This window comes from Paenibacillus guangzhouensis, from assembly GCF_009363075.1.
GTDB lineage: Bacteria > Bacillota > Bacilli > Paenibacillales > Paenibacillaceae > Paenibacillus_K > Paenibacillus_K guangzhouensis.
The window spans coordinates 5935507-5954694 of sequence record NZ_CP045293.1; the positions used below are offsets into that span (position 1 = coordinate 5935507).

At 50.3% G+C, this 19188-nt stretch carries 14 protein-coding genes; 11 read left to right on the top strand and 3 right to left on the bottom strand.

Going from position 1 to position 19188, the window contains the following annotated elements; genetic code table 11:
• Positions 1-60 precede the first annotated feature (60 nt).
• Together GCU39_RS26780 and GCU39_RS26785 are read left to right on the top strand one after the other, a co-directional pair.
• Entirely contained in the window at positions 61-2133 is a 2073-nt protein-coding gene (locus GCU39_RS26780; RefSeq protein ID WP_152396260.1) for an S-layer homology domain-containing protein, read from the top strand.
• A gap of 186 nt (positions 2134-2319) precedes the next feature.
• A complete protein-coding gene (locus tag GCU39_RS26785; RefSeq protein WP_152396261.1) occupies positions 2320-3111 on the top strand; it encodes a formate/nitrite transporter family protein in 792 nt (263 codons plus the stop codon).
• A gap of 67 nt (positions 3112-3178) precedes the next feature.
• Here the strand turns inward: GCU39_RS26785 and GCU39_RS26790 are convergent, their stop codons facing one another.
• Together GCU39_RS26790 and GCU39_RS26795 are read right to left on the bottom strand one after the other, a co-directional pair.
• On the bottom strand, positions 3179-3760 hold the full coding sequence (locus GCU39_RS26790) for a hypothetical protein (protein WP_152396262.1): 582 nt from the start codon (positions 3758-3760) through the stop codon (positions 3179-3181).
• Positions 3761-3796: 36 nt separating this feature from the next.
• Positions 3797-4330, bottom strand: coding sequence for a hypothetical protein (locus GCU39_RS26795; protein WP_152396263.1), 534 nt, complete (start codon positions 4328-4330; stop codon positions 3797-3799).
• 229 nt (positions 4331-4559) lie between these two features.
• Here GCU39_RS26795 and GCU39_RS26800 point away from each other — a divergent pair, with 229 nt between their 5' ends.
• The 9 genes from GCU39_RS26800 to GCU39_RS26840 all read left to right on the top strand — a co-directional run bounded on the left by GCU39_RS26800 (position 4560) and on the right by GCU39_RS26840 (position 16206).
• Positions 4560-5522: a sugar kinase gene (locus tag GCU39_RS26800; protein ID WP_152396264.1), complete on the top strand. Its 963-nt coding sequence runs from the start codon at positions 4560-4562 to the stop codon at positions 5520-5522.
• Between the two features lie 15 nt (positions 5523-5537).
• Positions 5538-6203 carry a bifunctional 2-keto-4-hydroxyglutarate aldolase/2-keto-3-deoxy-6-phosphogluconate aldolase gene (locus GCU39_RS26805; protein ID WP_152396265.1) on the top strand — a complete coding sequence of 222 codons (666 nt, stop codon included), beginning with the start codon at positions 5538-5540 and terminating at the stop codon, positions 6201-6203.
• Between the two features lie 110 nt (positions 6204-6313).
• Complete coding sequence (locus tag GCU39_RS26810) at positions 6314-7609, top strand: MFS transporter (RefSeq protein ID WP_152396266.1); 1296 nt, start codon at positions 6314-6316, stop codon at positions 7607-7609.
• Between the two features lie 128 nt (positions 7610-7737).
• The gene (fadH, locus tag GCU39_RS26815; protein WP_152397452.1) at positions 7738-8511 is read left to right on the top strand and encodes a 2,4-dienoyl-CoA reductase; all 774 of its coding nucleotides are present in this window, start codon (positions 7738-7740) and stop codon (positions 8509-8511) included.
• 410 nt (positions 8512-8921) lie between these two features.
• On the top strand, positions 8922-9788 hold the full coding sequence (locus tag GCU39_RS26820) for a cation diffusion facilitator family transporter (protein WP_152396267.1): 867 nt from the start codon (positions 8922-8924) through the stop codon (positions 9786-9788).
• 176 nt (positions 9789-9964) lie between these two features.
• Positions 9965-11368 carry an ABC transporter substrate-binding protein gene (locus GCU39_RS26825; protein WP_227793352.1) on the top strand — a complete coding sequence of 468 codons (1404 nt, stop codon included), beginning with the start codon at positions 9965-9967 and terminating at the stop codon, positions 11366-11368.
• Positions 11369-11403: 35 nt separating this feature from the next.
• On the top strand, positions 11404-12828 hold the full coding sequence (locus GCU39_RS26830; RefSeq protein ID WP_193726645.1) for an ABC transporter substrate-binding protein: 1425 nt from the start codon (positions 11404-11406) through the stop codon (positions 12826-12828).
• Between the two features lie 173 nt (positions 12829-13001).
• Positions 13002-14513, top strand: coding sequence for a glycerol kinase GlpK (glpK, locus tag GCU39_RS26835; protein ID WP_152396269.1), 1512 nt, complete (start codon positions 13002-13004; stop codon positions 14511-14513).
• A gap of 16 nt (positions 14514-14529) precedes the next feature.
• Positions 14530-16206: a glycerol-3-phosphate dehydrogenase/oxidase gene (locus tag GCU39_RS26840; RefSeq protein ID WP_152396270.1), complete on the top strand. Its 1677-nt coding sequence runs from the start codon at positions 14530-14532 to the stop codon at positions 16204-16206.
• Positions 16207-16525: 319 nt separating this feature from the next.
• Here GCU39_RS26840 and GCU39_RS26845 read toward each other — a convergent pair whose 3' ends face one another.
• Positions 16526-19012, bottom strand: coding sequence for an Ig-like domain-containing protein (locus tag GCU39_RS26845; protein ID WP_152396271.1), 2487 nt, complete (start codon positions 19010-19012; stop codon positions 16526-16528).
• Positions 19013-19188 lie beyond the last annotated feature (176 nt).

Genomic DNA, 19188 nt, shown 5'->3' on the forward strand with positions numbered 1-19188 from the left:
GCATAATGCGGCTTTATTCACTGCACACTAATCCCAAAACCTTATGAAAGGGGTCCGGATATGAAGAAGGCATTGCTCCTCATGCTTACGGCGCTTCTTCTAAGTACAACGCTGGGAGGCTGCACGCAGCGCGCCCAAGAACCGAAGCCTGTCAAAATACAACAACAAGCCACGCCGCACATCAGGCCGCTTGAGACAACGGACAATGCTGCGGATCTCACGGCGGCAGCGGAGGATCTCGGACGGGATGTGGCAGCAAGCTGGCCTTATGTAGGTCAATTTTGGAGCGGGATGAGCCTGAAGGCGATGCACTTATACATAACGAACGGCGGCCGCGTCATGGATGTGAGTGCCGACCATACACAGGAGATCCCACTCCGGGATATCGATGCAGTGATGAAAATGCCTTCGCGCGAGCATGCCGGACAATATTATCCGATCAAGGTGAATGGAAATGAAGGGTTATTGGTGCGTATTTCCGATGCGGATCTAACGAAGATGAAGGATGAGCGAGCGATCGGATCGCGACAAGTGGCGAAGACGCTCTTCCAACGCAGCACGGCAATGATGTTCCGGGTGTACATGGAGGAGCCGCAATGGAAGAAAGCGATGGCACTGCAGACGGACCGGACAATCGCTTACCCGATCCTCGCCAAGCCGCGTGCGTATCGCGCGATGATGCTGAAGCATCTCTCTCTTGCGTTGATGGATACGACAGGGAGAGAGGGACAATTGAAGTTCGCCAAGTATTGGTACAATCAATATAAGGAGTACGCGCCGGAAGACGCTGGGGCGATGCGTTTCGCGGATGTGATGCATGGCTCAGCGGAGTATGTAGCGGATATGGCCGATGCTTTTGCTGCTGTCGGGCATGATGCCGGTGAGGAAGCGATACGAACGTTTCTCGTGAAGAAGAATACGCCGAAGTTGATTCCTGCGTCGGAGCCGCTCACGGCAGAGAGCGATCACCTCGGCCGAATCGCGGGTCGCGTAGCGGATGAACTGCATATCCCGTGGAAGAAAGAAGCTGCGGAGGGCGTCCCGGCCTATGAATCACTTCTGCGGAATGTGGCCTACGAATGGGAAGCGATGCCTAGCGACGTAACATCTGAAGTGGAGGAGATTGTACGGGCGCGTAACCAGGAGCTGGCGACGACGGTAGATCTCTTCTTGAATGATATCAATGACAAGAAGCGGGCATTGCTCATCATTCCCGGCGATGCACTGCAGCAGCGCTATCTTGTAAATGGCTACTACCGGCACAAGGATTATAACGGGCAGGTGTGGAATCAATTTACAGGGCAGTGGAATATGGATTCAGGGACGCTAGCGCTGCGGCTCAAGACAATCGGACTTCAGCAGAATACGTATACGGCAATCGACTCCTTAAAGAAGGTCGGGATTATCGCAGTCATTCCGTTGTGGGACGTCGACTATACGCTGGAACAAGGGATGATGAAGATGAAGGCAGGACTCGCAGAGGGGGCTTTCCGAGTTGATATAGCAACGGATCAATATGGGCGCAGACTTTATATTGCAGATCAGCCAGATCCGAAAGGCACCTCCATCAATCCCCTTCGTCCGCTTGCAGAGAAGAAGCCGATACGCGATCTTGAAGGGCATTGGGCGAAGGACGTCATTCAGCAACTGGTGGATCAGGGCATCATGCAAGGGTATACGGACGGAACGTTCAGGCCGGATGCGCGAATTACGCGGGCCGAGTTCACCAAGATCGTCGTCGATGCGTTTCATTTGAAGCCGCAGGCCGGGAAAATATTCGATGACACCAAGGGGCATTGGGCGAAAGATGCGATTGCGACTGCTGTCGGACATGGCATTGCGGAAGGGATCAGTGATTCGCAATTCGCTCCGAACGATCCGATTACTAGGCAAGAAGTGGTGATGATTCTGGTGAAGGCAGCGAAGCTGCCAAAGGTGAACCTTCCAAATCCGGAACGGCGATTCAAGGATATATGGGATACAGCTTTCTGGGCGCAGGATGAAGTCTTCACCGCTGCGGCGCAGGGAATTATTGGCGGCGATGCCTCAGGACGTGTTCGTCCGAGACAATTAACAACGCGTGCCGAAGCAGCGACAATGCTCTTCAAAACACGACAGACGAAAAAGTCATGACTTCATAGCAAAGCACGATCCTGACGGGTGATGGCGGGGCGTGCTTCTTCTATGCCTACTGCTGAATTGCACGTAAATTTGCTATTGTCTAGATATTGTGATTTTTGTAACTTTCTCAAAGGATCGGCAGAGGTACAATAAAAAAGGCCAAAATTTTAAATATATTTATAGAGGAGGCCTTGATCGATGTCTTATTACAAACCGAATGAAATTGCTGAAGTGACTGTCGAGACCGGTGTGAAAAAAGCGAACAATCCGCTGCCAACCGTGTTAACGCTTGGTTTTCTCGGTGGAGCCTTTATTGCCATTGGATATTTGCTCTATATACGTGTCATAGCGAGTGCGCCTCCGGCATGGGGCAGCTTTACATCCTTTATCGGTGGCAGTGTGTTCCCTATTGGTCTGATCCTGGTGTTATTAGGGGGAGGAGAGCTGTTAACTGGGAATATGATGGCTGTACCGCTCGCATGGTTCAAACGCCGGATTTCGGCTGGGGCTATGATTCGCAATTTGATCCTGATTACGCTCATGAATTTCGTTGGGGCGATATTTATTGCTTATGCTTTTGGGCATGTAGTGGGATTAACGGAGAGCGGACCTTACTTAGAATCTACTGTCAGCATTGCAGGTCATAAAATTGAAGCGACGTTCCTCCAAGCGTTCGTCTCGGGGATCGGCTGTAACTGGCTCGTTGCGCTTGCCGTATGGTTATCTTATGGCGCGAAGAGCTTTGGCGGCAAAATATTAGGGATATGGTTCCCGACGATGGCATTCGTCGCAATTGGCTTCCAGCACGTCGTGGCCAATATGTTCGTCATTCCAGCTGCGATCTTCGCGGGGCATTACACTTGGGCGGATTATTTCACCAACTTCGTGCCGGTGTGGCTCGGCAATTTGGTGGGCGGCATGATCTTCGTCGCGGGGTTCTATTATGTGGCCTATCTACGCCGAGAAGAGAATATGACATCGAAGTCTTAAGAGATAGCGATTCTAAATGAACCGAAGCCTTCGGATTCCACGCATACTTGTGGAGTCCGGAGGCTTCTTAGATTTCCCACCATATGATATTGGCCGCTGAGGTGACGGTTCCTGCGACAGATAATGTTCCGATGACGTTCAACGTGATCGATCTGGTCGGTGGTACAATAATGCCGCCGGTGAAGTTGACCATGAACTGAAAGTTATTCGTGATGGGTGAGGTCAGGACGGTCGTCGCCCCTGTTGGCGCGGCGGTGGAGGAACGAGCGGTCATGCTGCTTGTATTGCTGCTCGCGAAGTTGGTATTTACAGGCGTTAATGTCGTGGGCGTGGTTAACGTACCGCCGGATGATAATGTAAAACTGCCCGTGAAGCTCGACAGCAAGTTCAAGGCAACGCCGATGCCTCCCGTAATCGATGAGACATACATCGTGGTATTGGCGCTGTTATTGGCCACCTGGAGCGTGATATTCACGCTTCCCCCTAGCACCGACAGCGTTCCAGAGTTCTGCGCCGAGGAGGCGAATAAGGCGCCGGATTTGCTCGCGTCGGACTCAGGCGGACCGATAATGCCCGGCGATGCGTAAGTATTCAGCAGGACGTCGTAGATGGGATGGGTTATTTTATCGAATACATATTTGTTCGGCATGATTGTGAGTACACCTCCTAGGGTGCGAAGGCAGGATTACCGTTCCCACCATGTAATATTGGCAGCGGCAGTGAGCGCTCCAGGACCGACAGATACTGTGATCGATCGACCTGGCGGTACGATAAGCTCTCCGGAATAGGGAAGATAGAAGTAGCTGCCGGCCGTTAGCAGGGTCGTGAAGGGCGTCGGTGAACCGGAGATGGTGCTGCTAACGCTTCGCGTTGTCATTGCGCTCGTATTCGGGCTGCCGAAGAGTGCGTTGAATGGGGGTGGCGTTGTCCCGCCCGTGACGGTTCCTCCGGAATAGAGGGTTACGGTGGCAGCGGCAGATGAACCGCCTGTAATGCTAGAGATGTACATGGATACGCCGCTTCCCCCGGGATTGGTGACTTGAAGCAGCAAGTTCTGATTCGCCGCTACGGCGGTCGAGCCGGAGGTTAAGACATACAAGACACCTGATTTGGCTGCATCGCCTTCAGCGCCGCCTTCGATCCCGGGCGCAGTGTACGTGTTGGTCATCTGGGTGTAGAGCGGATTATTGACCGTGTCAAAGACAAAATAATTCGTCACAGCATCCCCTCTTTCTTGAGCTAGATTATAGAATTCGCCGTCACAGCAGTATATTCGAGAAGTACGAGCATTGCATGTGATATGGCATAGGGAAAGTCGATGACAGGAAAAAGGGCTAATATGTGCACAAAAATATTGAAATCTATCATAGAAGTCTCCTTTTCAGTGAGCTATACTATAAGGCAGTAATTCTAGCTAGACACGAACTGACCGAAGATGAGGTGTCCATATGGAACGAAATGAGAGATTGCTCGACGTCGTTACGTTCGGGGAATCGATGGCTTTATTTATGCCCACAGGGACGAAGGGAATCGTGTATTCGAGCCATTTCGAGCGTCTGTTCGGCGGAGCAGAGAGCAACGTGGCTATTGGTCTTGCCCGGCTTGGCCATACGGTTGGGTGGTGCGGCAGTCTAGGGGCGGATCCTTTCGGCAAAATCATCGCGAAGACGCTTCGCAGTGAAGGCGTCGATGTATCGCGCGTTCATTTCTCCGATCACGCATCAACGGGACTCATGTTCCGTGAGGTGGTCGCGGGAAAATCGTCCGTCTATTACTACCGCCGGGACTCGGCTGCAAGCCGAATGACGCCTGCGGATTTGGATGCGGCCTACATAGGACAAGCTCAAATCCTGCACATCACCGGGATTACGGCTGCGTTAAGTGAATCCTGCCGAGATACGCTCAAAGAAGCGATTCGGATCGCGAAGGCGCAAGGGGTTAAGGTTTGTTTTGATCCGAATCTACGCTTGAAATTATGGAGTATTGACGAGGCGTGCCCAGTTCTTCTGGAGCTTGCAGAGCAAGCGGATTATTTCTTGCCGGGCTTAGATGAACTGAAGCTGCTCTACCAGACGGAAGATTTCGATACGATTATCGCTAGATTGAAAGCGTTGCCAGGTGTTTCCGTGGTGAAGGGCGGAGATGATTGCACCTATCTGCTCGAAGCGGGTGAGGTCCATGCGATTCCTTACTTCCGCGCAGCGCATATCGTCGATACAGTCGGAGCAGGAGATGGATTCTGTGCCGGGTTTATCGCGGGGGTTGTTCGCGGGGAGTCTCTGCAAGAAGCCGTGCGCCTTGGGAATCTGATCGGCTCGATGGTCATTCAGATGGAAGGCGATTGGGAAGCACTTCCGACGGCGGAAGAGGCCAATGCCGTGTTACACAACATTCAACATATTGAACGCTAGGAGGCTAGGACAGAGATGAAAAAACTCAGATTGGTTCAACAAATCGTAGACGGTGGTGTTGTCGCAGTATTACGCGGGAATTCACCGGAAGAAGTGGTAGCGATGGCGGATCAGGCGATTCGCGGCGGGATCAAAATTATTGAAATTACAATGACGGTACCCTTCGCTTTGCAAGCGATTGAGACGTTAGCGAAGCGTTATTCCAGTGCGGATCCTTCGGCAGACAATTATGCGGTGATCGGTTCTGGTACGGTACTCGATCCAGAGACAGCACGTGCAACCATTCTCGCGGGTGCAGAATTCGTCGTTGCACCTTGTCTGAACAGTGAGACGGTTAAGCTATGCAATCGCTATCGTGTGCCGGTCATGCCTGGCGTGATGACGATCCAAGAGATCCAGACTGCGCTCGAGTTAGGTGCGGACGTGGTGAAGCTGTTCCCAGGAAACCTCTATTCGCCATCGATGATCAAAGCGATCAAAGGTCCACTTCCGCAAGCGAATGTGATGCCGACGGGCGGCGTATCGCTGGATAATTTGGGCGAGTGGATTAAAGCGGGCGCAGTTGCTGTTGGCATCGGCTCAGATTTAACGAATGAAGCGGTGAAAACAGGCGATTATTCGATCATTGCTGCGAAAGCAGCCCAATATATTGCTGCATATGAGCAAACCAAGCGGAATTAATCGTTATTTGCACGTTTCAGCGCATCGACCTTATCTAGTATAGGTCATAGAATGAAGGGGTAATCACAATCATCATGAATGTATTGACTAACAAGGAGTGCTGAACCCTGATGAAATCCTTACGCTTGAAGCGTAATGCAAGACCGTTCTCAGATTATCGTAAAAATCTATGGGTACTCACGTTGGAAGGTGTTCCAGCAATTATTATGTTGACATTGCTAGGAGGACCCTTCCTAACGGGCTATTTGCTTCATCTCGGTGCAACGTCGCAGCAAATCGGCCTCGTACTGTCGATGACGACCATCGTCAACGTAGTGCAAGTCTTCGTCGCCTTCTGGATGCAGCGGATTACGAACCGCTACTGGGTGCTCGTGACATTCAGTTCGATTCATCGTATTGGCTGGGCAGCGACTGGATTGATTCCGTTTATTTTTCCAAGCGAATATTGGATTCCGGTCTTTATTACAATGTACACGATGGCTTTCCTCGGAAATGCGATTTCGGGTCTCGTCTGGACATCGCTCGTCGGAGACATGGTGCCGGCGGGGATTCGTGGGCGGTACATGGGCATTCGGAACACGATGTTGAATGCACTGGGCAGCTTGGTCCTATTCATCGGGGGGCAGGCCTTGGATCGATTCCCCGGGCAGCAGGGCTTTAATCTATTGTTCATTCCAATCGGAATTTGCACGGTGCTCAATATTATCGCTTTTGCCAATTATCCGAAGATACCGCTCGCCAAGTCGACGGAGTCGGAGTTCCTGCCTATGCTGAAGAAGCCATTCCAAGACCGTGCGTTCCTACGCGCTGTGATGTTCATTTCGTTATGGCTGTTCCTGCAAGGCATCATTGTCCCCTTGTTCTCGTATGTGATGCTGCATATTCTACATATTAGCTACAATTGGATCTCGATCATTACGGTCATCCAGACGGGCTTTATGATGATCAGCTTCTATATTTGGGGCAACTTGAACATGAAGTATAGTAACAAAAGATTGCTGTATTGCACGCTGCCTATCATTGCTTCGGCTTGTATGCTGTGGAGTCTTATCTCTGTGCTACCGGCGGTCGTAGTGTTGATCGCGGTACATGCGCTGCTCGGCATTGGGATCGGCGGATTCAACCAATTGTCCTTTAACTTCATTATTGGGGATACACCAAAAAGCGAGCGTCCAATGTTCATCGCGGTCTATTCTGCCTTAACAGGGTTCGCAGCCTTTCTCGGTCCGATGTTGGGGGGATGGCTGTATGAACGCTTGAAGGAGATGCCGGAGTGGATGCAATCGTATGGATTATCGACCTTCGTGGGCTTGATTATGCTCTTGCTTGGCCTTATTCTTGGGCGTGCTGTGCTTCGGGATTCGCATGCGCCGCATCCAACCGAGCTGACACGCGAGCTGACATGATGTGCAGATGAAGATCATATAATATATGGAAAGGCTGTCGAACGGACGTTTCGGCAGCTTTTTTTATGCTAGAATGCATTAATTTCTCGGGTTCACCCGTGAAGTTATTCATTCAAGGGGGCGATGGAATGCACGGGAAAGTCGTGATCGTCACGGGCGGATCGAGCGGCATGGGGAAAGCGATGGCGTCGCGGTTCGCACAGCTAGGGGCGTCGGTTGTCATTACAGGCCGGTCGCCGGAGAAGCTTGAAGCGGCGCAGCGCGAGATTGCAGCAATCTGTGGGGAGCAAGGACGCGTTCATACGGTAACGATGGATGTTAGGCAACCTGAAGATGCACTCCGGATGGTGCAGGAGACAGTGCAGGCCTATGGTCAGATCGATGCCTTAGTGAACAATGCGGCGGGCAATTTCCTCTGTCCGGCAGAATCCCTTAGCGTCAATGGCTGGAATGCTGTCATTCAGATCGTACTGAATGGCACCTTTTTCTGCAGCCAAGCCGTTGGCAAGCATTGGATCGCGACAGGCACCTCAGGCGCGATTCTGAATATGGTCGCGACCTATGCGTGGGATGCCGGACCGGGTGTCATTCATTCCGCCTGCGCGAAGGCCGGCGTACTGGCCATGACCCGGACGCTCGCTGTGGAATGGGGCCGGGCTTACGGCATCCGAGTCAATGCGATCGCGCCCGGCATGATCGAACGGACCGGGGGTGCAGAACGGCTGGTTCCAAGCGTAGAAGTCGGCGAGCAGCTCTTGCATCGCATTCCGGTTGGGAGATTCGGTACACCGGAGGAGATTGCCGGGCTAGCGGCGTTCTTGCTCTCACCCGATGGTGCCTATGTGAACGGCGCATGCTACACAATGGACGGCGGGGCCTCATTGCACCAGACATTCATCTGATCAGTTTCATCTCCTGCTCCTCCTCCAAATTTGACCGATGCCTTCTTAGGGTGGGGAAGATCGATTGCATATTGATTTACGGAGGGTAGGGGGGATCCGATTGAGAGCGAAGCGTCCGCCTTTGAATACCGGGAAACATCACCTCTAGTCTAATCAAAGTTTCCTGGTGTTCAACAGCGGCGATATCGGATACCCCCGGACCGGAGTGTTTTTTCAATATGCTATGGCTGAGCTTCCCCACTCCACAAAGGCTCGTCAAATTTCCCTCGCCCAACTTCTTTGACCCCGTCAACGTTAATAGTCACACACCAACACTGTTTCTCTAGACCCACACGGGTTTCATCCGTTACGATAGATTTATCATTTCGGGTTCCCCTTAAGAGGGGATCGGTTGACGTGGAGGGTTACCGGTGACAGAAGCATATCACGATTTACAACAAGGGGAACGCGGAGCTTGGACGAGTATCATTGCTTATCTCGGACTGGCTGCGGTGAAGCTAATGATTGGATGGCTATTCTATTCCGAGGCGCTGCTCGCGGATGGATTAAATAATAGTACCGATATCGTCGCATCGATTGCATTACTGATCGGACTAAGGATATCTCGCAAGCCGCCGGATGAGGATCACCCTTATGGACATTTTCGGGCGGAGACGCTCTCAGCCTTAATCGCTTCCTTCATTATGATGGCGGTAGGGCTTCAAGTGCTGTATCAAGGGATTACCAAATTAATGACAGGCAGCAATCAGATGCCGGATATGCTCACAGCATGGACGGCGCTCGGATGCGCGGCGGTCATGTACATCGTATATCGCTCGAACCTTCGTCTCGCGAACAAAGTGAACAGCGAAGCGCTCAGAGCGGCAGCGCAGGATAATCGGTCGGATGCTCTGGTCGGTATTGGCGCATTCGTCGGCATTGTCGGTACGAATCTCGGCTTGCCATGGCTCGACGTTGCTGCGGCGATTGCGGTTGGGCTCATCATCTGCAAGACGGCGTGGTCCATTTTCCGCGGAACGGCGCATTCCTTGACGGACGGCTTCGACGAACGGGAGCTGGAGCAGCTCAAAGAGACGATCATCACCACACCAGGTGTGGAGCAGCTCAAAGATATTCGTGCACGCCTACTGGGCAACCAAGTACTCGTCGACGCCACCGTACAGGTAGATAACGACCTGAATGTGACCGAGAGTCACGAGATTACCGAACGGATCGAACGGCAAATGCTAGAGAAGCACAATATCTCGCACTGCCATATTCATATTGAACCGATTTGATAGAAGCAGTCCTTCATGGGACTGCTTTTTCTATGCCATTTTTAAGAATCTTTAGGAAAAACTAATCCAACCTTAAGGAAATGTAAGGTAAATTTACCTATTCTTCGTATATAATTAGGGTAATCTTGTCAGTTCATAGAGAAGAAAGGAAGTTAATGATGCGTAAAAGGTATAGTTTGCTGCTAGTCAGTCTTCTGACGATGGCCCTGTTATTGGCGGCATGCTCTGGGGAGAAGGCCGCACTTGAACCGTTAGATGCAGAGCAGAATGTGAAGTTGAAGGTTATTTATTGGGAAGAGAACTATTTCTATCAGGAATACGGCAATTATTTTACGATGAAATATCCGAATGTTGAATTTGAAGTCATTTCCCAGAACCAATTGGAGAAAGAAGTATCTGAATCAGGCGAGGACTACAAAGAAGCGATGAATAATTTCATCGAGAAGAATCAGCCGGATATTTTGATGCTGCAACCGGACCAGTACGAGAAATTCGCAAGTGAAGGCAAGTTGTATGAGCTAGACACGATTATCAAGCAAGAGAAATTTGATACGGAGAATATCATTCCAACCGTGATGCAAATGCTCAAAGATAAGGGCGGCGGCAAAATCTACGGTCTAGCTCCAACCTTTGGGGCACAAGTTATCTATTACAACGCAGATCTATTCCAGAAGAATGGGATAGAACTGCCGAAGAATCAGATGACCTGGGAAGAGCTCTTTCAATTGGCGCAGCGGTTCCCGACCAGCGGGGCGGAAAAAGACCGCATTTATGGCTTGGGCATGGAATATGGAGGGTTCTCCAATCTGTTTATGAATGTGGGATCAACAGAGAACTTGCGATGGGTGGATAAAACAGGGAAGAAGATTCAGTTAGAATCGGAGAGTTGGAAGAAGGCCTTCAACCTGGTGGCGCAAGGCATGAAGTCCGGTGCGATCTATCGCGAGAAACCGCAAGAATCCGGCGGCGCCATGTCGATGGAGAGTTATTATGCGCGTAATCCGTTCACCATGGGTAAAGCGGCGATGACGATAGGCGGTTCTTGGTATATTAATGAGCTTCGCCAAGCGAAAGATCAAATGAAGGATTACAAGCCTTTCCAATGGGGAGTCGTGACGGCACCCGTCAGTCCTTCGGATCCGAATGTGACGGATAACATGTATCTGAGCCAGATCATGGCTATCAATGCGAAGTCGGCGAACACACGCGCTGCCTGGGAATTTGTCAAATTCATCAATGGTTCAGATATGGCCCGCATGCAATCAAGACAGATGAATGGGAACTTGCCGACGCGCAAGGATTTCATCAAAGACAAAGAGAATCATGATCTCTCGGCCTTCTATATGCTTACGCCGAAATTTACACCCTATAATTCGAAAGAGTATCAGGTGCCAAGCAATTTCTATATGACACAAAATCAAGTCTTAGAAGCGCAGTCCAATCTATTCCTTGATAATAAGCAGTCGGCAGAGCAGACTTTCGCGAACATCCAGAAGCAGCTGCAGGATGGGCTAGATAAAGGCTGGCAAGAGGACGAGGCGAAGAAGAAGAAAGATAAAGAGAAGGAAGCTAAAAAGTAAAGAGCTATACGAAGAGAGAAGAAAGGAAGTTTGTGATGCGTAAAACATATAGTATGCTGCTCGTAAGTCTTCTAGCGTTGACTCTATTATTGTCCGCTTGCTCTGAGAAGCTTGCACTAGAACCGCTGGATGCAGAGCAGAATGTAAAGTTGAAGGTTCTATTCTGGGAAGAGAACTATTTCTATCAAGAATATGGGAACTATTTCACGATGAAGTATCCGAATGTGGAGTTTGAGGTCATCTCGACCACGAAGGTTCAACAAGAAATGGAGAAATCGTATGAGGACTATCAAGAGGCCATGTACAAATTCATCGAAGAGAATCAGCCAGATATCTTGATGCTTCAGCCCGATCAGTATGAGAAGCTCGCAAGTGAAGGGAAATTGTATGAACTGGATACGATCATGAATCAAGAGAAGTTCGATACCGAGAGTTTCCTCCCATCCGTTATGCAGATGCTCAAGGATAAGGGGGGCGGCAAGACGTATGGACTCGCTGCGACCTTCGGTGCGCAAGTCATCTATTATAATGTTGATTTGTTCCAGAAGCACGGCGTAGAAGTGCCGAAGAATCAGATGACATGGGATCAAGTGCTGCAATTGGCGCAGCGGTTTCCAACGAGTGGATCGGATAAAGATCGGATCTATGGCCTGAATCTCCAGGGGATGGGAGGAGTCGCTGATCTGATCATGAGCTTGGGGAGAACAGAGAACCTCCGCTGGGTAGATAAGACAGGGAAGAAAGTTCAGTTCGATTCAGAGAGTTGGCGCAAGGCCTACCAGTTGGCTACGAATTCGTTCAAATCTGGCGCCATTTATGATGAGAAGCGCAACATGCCCCAGATGGGCGATACGATGGAAAGTTATTTGGCCCGCAATCCGTTCACCGTGGGAAGATCTGCGATGACCATTGGCGGTTCGTGGTATATGAATGAAATTAGTCGTGCGAAGGATCAGATCAAAGATTTCAAACCGTTCCAGTGGGGCGTAGTTACAGCACCGATTAATCCGGCTGAGCCGAACAGTACGAATAATATGTATTTAAGTGAAATTATGGCTGTCAACGCGAAGTCAGCAAACACACGCGCCGCTTGGGAGTTCGTTAAATTCGTCAACGGTCCGGAAATGGCGCGTATGCAATCGAGACAAATGTCGGGCAATTTACCGACGCGCAAAGAGTTCATCAAAGACAAAGAGAACCATGACTTATCCGCATTCTATCTGCTGACACCGAAATTCGAGAGCTATAATTCCAAAGAATATCAAGTGCCGAATAACTTCTACATGACGCAAAATACGGTGTTGGAAGAACAAACGAAGCAGTACCTAGATAATAAGCAGTCCGTGGAGCAGGCGATAACGAATATCCAGAAACAGCTGCAGGAAGGCCTTGATAAAGGCTGGCAAGAGGACGAAGCGAAGAAGAAAAAAGACAAAGAGAAGGAAGCAGCTAAGAAGTAATTCACTACATACATTTTGCATAGGATCGTGGTGCCTCAACTTGGGGGTGCTGCGGTCCTTTGCTTTTTTTCGCTAACCTTCTGTGCGAGTGTTCTATTAGAGGCTATAATAAATATGGTTGTAAAAAGAACGGAAAAACTTGGGCTTTGGATGAAGCAGAGGGGGAGTCATTCATGCAAGAAACCTATATTCTGACGCTCGATCAAGGGACGACAAGCTCTCGTGCGGTACTGGTGAATCGGGATGGCGATGTCGTGGAGATGGCGCAGCAGGAGTTTACGCAGATCTTTCCGAAGCCGGGCTGGGTAGAACATGATGCGAATGAAATTTGGGTTTCTGTGCTTGGTGTTATGACAACGGTGCTCGCCAAGGCGAATATCGGACCGGATCAAATCGCTGGGATAGGGATTGCGAATCAGCGCGAGACGACGGTTGTCTGGGATCGTCACACGGGAAAGCCGGTGTATCATGCGATCGTATGGCAATCGCGGCAGACGGCGGAAATTTGCGAGCAGTTGAAGGCAGAAGGGCATGAGGCTGAGTTTCGGGCCAAAACAGGGTTATTGATTGATCCGTACTTCTCCGGAACGAAGGTGAAATGGATTCTGGACCATATTGAAGGGACGAGAGAACGCGCGGAGCAAGGTGATTTGTGCTTCGGAACGATCGATACATGGTTAATCTGGAAGCTGTCGGGCGGCAGCGTGCATGTCACGGATTATTCGAATGCTTCGCGGACATTAATGTACAACATCCATGAGTTATGCTGGGATCAGGAATTGCTGCAGATTCTTGGAGTGCCGAGAGCTATGCTGCCGGAGGTGAAGTCTTCTTCTGAAGTCTACGGGGTCACGGCGGGCGGGCTGCTGTTCGATCATGGGATTCCGATTGCAGGTGCGGCAGGCGACCAACAGGCTGCGCTATTCGGTCAGGCGTGTTATGAAGTGGGCATGGCGAAGAATACGTATGGCACCGGCTGCTTCATGTTGATGAATACGGGCGAGCAGGCGATTGCTTCGGCGAAAGGTCTGCTGACGACGATCGCATGGGGGATCGATGGGCGTGTGGAATATGCGCTGGAAGGCAGTGTTTTCGTCGCGGGTTCGGCACTGCAATGGCTTCGTGATGGGCTGCGTATGATCAAGACGGCCAAGGACTCAGAGACGTACGCTTTGCGCGTGGGATCAACCGAGGGTGTGTATGTTGTCCCTGCTTTTGTCGGGCTCGGAACGCCGTACTGGGATAGTGACGCACGCGGAGCCGTATTCGGATTGACGCGCGGCACGACCAAAGAGCATTTCATTCGCGCAACGCTCGAATCGCTGGCCTATCAGACAAAGGATGTCTTAATGGCGATGGAAGAGGATTCGGGCATTACATTGAAATCATTACGTGTAGACGGTGGAGCGGTACAAAACAATTTTCTGATGCAATTTCAGAGTGATATGTTAGGTGTTCCCGTTGAGCGATGTGCGAACCCGGAGACAACAGCCCTTGGCGCAGCATACCTGGCAGGGCTTGCCGTTGGCTTCTGGCAGGATCGCCGTGAAATCGCCGGGCAGTGGAAGAAGGAGCGAGTCTTCACGCCTGCGATGGAGCGGGAAATTCAAACACGGCTGTACACCGGGTGGACCCGTGCGGTTCAGGCGGCCATGCTATTCAAGAACGAAGCAGAGATGTCATGAGAAGGTGGTGGGCCGAATGGGAAAGCCTTTATCAAGTGATCAGCGTGAAAGACGGCTTGAAGAAATGTCTCAGCAAAATTTCGATGTGCTCGTCATTGGCGGCGGGATTACGGGTGCGGGAATTGCGCTCGATGCGGCATCGCGCGGGCTGAAGACGGCGCTGATTGAAATGCAGGATTTTGCAGCAGGTACGTCCAGTCGGTCAACGAAATTGGTGCATGGAGGGCTTCGGTATTTGAAGCAGCTGGAAGTTAAGGTTGTTGCTGAGGTCGGACAAGAGCGAGCGATTGTGTATGAGAATGGCCCTCATGTGACGACACCGGAGTGGATGCTCCTACCGCTCTATGCAGGCGGGACGTTCGGCAAATGGTCGACTTCACTTGGTCTGCGATTCTATGATTATCTTGCTCGCGTGAAGCGGGATGAGCGTCGGCGAATGTTGTCGCGGGAAGATACGTTAGCGAAAGAGCCGCTGCTGAAGCCAGAAGGCTTGAAGGGCGGCGGAATCTATGTAGAATATCGCACGGATGATGCGCGATTAACGATCGAAGTCTTGAAGAAGGCTGTGGAGCTAGGCGCCTATGCCGTGAATTATACGCAGGCGACGGCGTTCCACTATGAAGAAGGCCAAGTTCATGGTGTGCATGTGACGGATCTGATCACAGATCGAACCTATACAATTCATGCGCAGACAACGATTAACGCAGCGGGTCCCTGGGTTGACGATCTGCGGGCGATGGATCACTCGCTTACGGGCTCGAAGATTTACCACACGAAGGGTGTGCATCTCGTCTTCGATCAGTCGCGGTTTCCGCTGCGGCAAGCGATCTATTTTGATACCCCGGATGGTCGGATGGTCTTCGCTATCCCGAGGGCGGGGAAGACGTATATTGGCACGACGGATACGGAATACCACGGCGATATGACCAAGCCGCGGATGACGGTGCAGGATCGCGAATATTTGCTCGCTGCTGCGAATGACATGTTCCCATCGCTTGCGCTTACCGTGGAGGATGTTGAATCCAGCTGGGCCGGCTTGCGCCCGCTCATTCATCAAGAGGGGAAGAACCCGTCGGAAATATCGCGTAAGGATGAAGTATTCCACGCGCCATCCGGCTTAATCTCCATTGCGGGCGGGAAGCTAACGGGCTACCGTCATATGGCTGAGAATGTCGTTAATGCAGTCGTGAAGCGCCGGATGGGAGTAGGCCTTGATACGAGCGATCGTCCTTGCAAGACGAAGCAGCTGCCGATATCGGGCGGGGAAATCGGTGGATCGAAGCAGTGGGAGGCTTTCGTGCGGGATCGGGCACAGCAGGGCAGAGCTTTCGGTCTGTCGCTTGTGGAAGCGGAACGATTAACTCGCCGCTATGGCGCGAATGTGGATGCGATCTTCGATCTGGTGCCTGCTTGCCAGAAGGAGCTGCGGCGTTATAACGATATGCCGACTGGACTGCTCGCGGAGCTGGCTTATGCGATTCAATATGAGATGGCTGTGACGCCTTCGGACTTCTTCATACGCCGTACCGGAGCGCTCTTGTTCGATGTAGAGTCTGTACGGCGATGGCGCGAGCCTGTGATCCGGTACATGGCCAATCGATTGAACTGGTCGTTTGAAGAGCGGGAGCGATATAGCTTGGAACTCAAGCAGCTGATGCAGGAAGCGGTGTCGGCTGTGAGTCGGGATGAATAGGGAAAAGCCGCTAGGTCGTCTGCAATTGCAGTTCGGCTTGCGGCTGTTTTTTGTGTGAGATACTCCTATCCTGGATATATGCATGAACTTTGGCGGAAATGACCTCTACTCGCGATCTATGATGGATTTTTGCGTGAATTTCACTCGATGATATGGCTGCAGCCCCCACTTCTCCCCTCTATCATGCAGTAAATCCAAGATAGGTTAACAGGTACTGCGGTATGTAGGTGCTATGATGGGCGAAATCCATTGTAGCTCTGATTCAGTTGGCTTAGAGAAAGAAAAAAAGACGAGGGCTTGTTTGCCCTCGTCTGTATGATTATTGAACTACAAGATAAATCTTCGTATTTTTTCCGCCATAGGTCACGGTTAATGTTGCTTTACCTTTGCCGTTCACACTGATGATGCCATCGATGATGTCTGCCACCTTAATATTGGAAGATTTCCAAAGACCTGCTGCGGATACGTCTAATTTAGAACCGTCAGCATAGTAAGCCGTTGCTTCGACGGTATAAGACTTATCAGATGATTTCAAAGACAGGTTAACAACATTAGTCTTCAAGTACTTCAACTGGTCCACTTCGACATCTAGTGTAAGGCTCTTGGTCCCGTACTTTGCGGTGATCTTTGCTTTACCGAAACCAACCGGGGTTACTTTGCCATCTACCACGTCGACGACACGGTAATTGCTTGTCTTCCATTCGGCTTCTTTCGTGACGTCTTTCTTCGTCTTGCCGTCTGAGAACGTTACTGTTAGTGTTACATCGACCGATGCTGGCGCATTTGGATCCTCGCTTTTGCTCTTGAGCGATAAGAACTTCTTCGATAGCTCGATCTTCTGAACGATTTCTACCTCAACCGGGATCGTAACCGATTTACCGCCGTATTTTGCCGTAATCGTTGCTTTACCAGAGGAGAGAGCTGTAATCGTACCATTCGATACAGTAGCGACTTTCTCACTGCTGGAGCTCCATTCTGCTTTATCGGCGATCGTCTCATTCTTGTTGCCTGCCGCATCCCATGAAGTTAGTTTCACGGTTGCCGTCTCATTAATCATCATGTAGATCAATTTTTTATCAGCTTCTAGTTTGTCAGACTTCGCGACATCTATTTTCACAGTTGTTGACTTCGTGCCGTACTTCACAGTAATTGTAGCTGATCCCTTGTCCAAGGCTGTAATAGTTGCTTTGCCTGTTACGGCATCATAGGCTACCTCTACAACTTTTTCATCGCTGGAGGACCATACGGCTGACTTATCTTTTAATTCAGTACCCGTGTTGCTGTTCCCCTTTAAAGCGATGGCGAATAACGTTTTTGTTCCTTTTGGATCCAGAGAAATGGATTTGATCTCTTCTTGCGTTGTCATATCTTCAACGATTTTCACCTTACGCGGTACTTCAATACTAGCTGTGAATGAGATTGACTTCCCGCTGTAAGTTGCGGTGATTTTTGATTCGCCTTGTCCATACGGCGTAATTTTTGCTAATCCGTTCTCCATGCTCACAATCGCGATATCTTCATTGCTGGATGTCCAGGTTGCCTTCGATGTAATATCGCTTGCTGTGCCGTCTGCGAAGTAGGATTGAAGTTTCACGGTAATAGGCTTTGTTTTGTCCTCAAAAGCAACGGAATCTTCAATAACGGAATCAACTCCGTTTACAACATTGCGAACTTCGAAGCGGCGAGGGACTTCCACATCAACATTCAATGTGACTTCTTTTTCACCGTACTTGGCTTTGACCGTTGCGGAGCCTGTCTTCAGCGCCGTAATTTTACCTTTATAGACGCTGACGATTTTCTCATCGCTGGAAGTCCAGTTCGCAGCGGTTGTAACGTCTTCAGGCTTAGCTGGAGCTTCAGCATAAGTCGCTTGGAGTTTCACATCGTACACGTCGTTGACCTTGAGATAAAGGTTCTGTACGCTGAGCTCGAGCTTGCTTGTGCGATCCACATCGACTTTGATATCGATCGTCTTGGTGCCGTATTCTGCCGTCAATGTAGCTTGACCGGCGCTATAGACGTTGATCTTACCGCCTACGACGTCAGCGATCCGTTCATTACTGGATTTCCATGTCGCTTTCTTCGAAATATCCTTATCTTCCGAACCATCGATAAATGTCGCGCTGACGACAATGTCTTTCGTTTTCTCAGCTAATAACATCGATATTTCTGGTGTTGGCGTATCGAGTCGGCGTACGACGTCAACATTGACCTCGATCGTTACGGATTGATTGCCGAATTTCGCCGTAACGGTAGTCGTACCTGAATCATGGCCTGTAATGACGCCGTTCGAGACGGTCGCGATTTTATTGTTGGCTGTGGTCCATTCTGCTTTGCTAGCAACTTTATCATCTGTATTACCATTTAAATAGTTAGCTGTAAGGACGACCGCTTGCGTCATGTTGGATCGAAGATCGACTCGTTGCAAATCAGCGGTCAGTGAGTTTACTTTTTTCGTTACATTAACTTCTAAAGTCTTGACCTGCGGATTTGTTCCTCCGATCGGGAACGAACCGCTAATCATTGTGGTGCCTTCGTTCACAGCGGTAATTACGCCGTTATTAATGGTGGCAACGTTCGTATTACCACTCTTCCATTCCGTTGCGAGAGTTACGTCTTTGGAGCTTCCATCGGAATAGACTGCGGTTGCTTTGACTGTCTGCGTATTTCCTGTTTCGATGGAAATGTTCGTACTGGAGAAAACCAAATTCACTAGATACACCGGATCAGCTGCCGCCGCCGGCTTCGCCCAACTTACCATACCGAGCATCAAGATCATACATAGCAATACTTTAAGCTGTTTCAATCGTCTGTCCTCCTATATCCGAGTCTTTATACTCCTTTATCGGCTGGAAAACGCGAAAAATTGATACGAATCGACATTTTGTGTAATTTTAACATTTTGCGTCAGAGTTGAACTCTGGGGCGGTAATGGGTATATTTATTTAATATATGTAGGAATGCAATAGATGAAAGGATGGT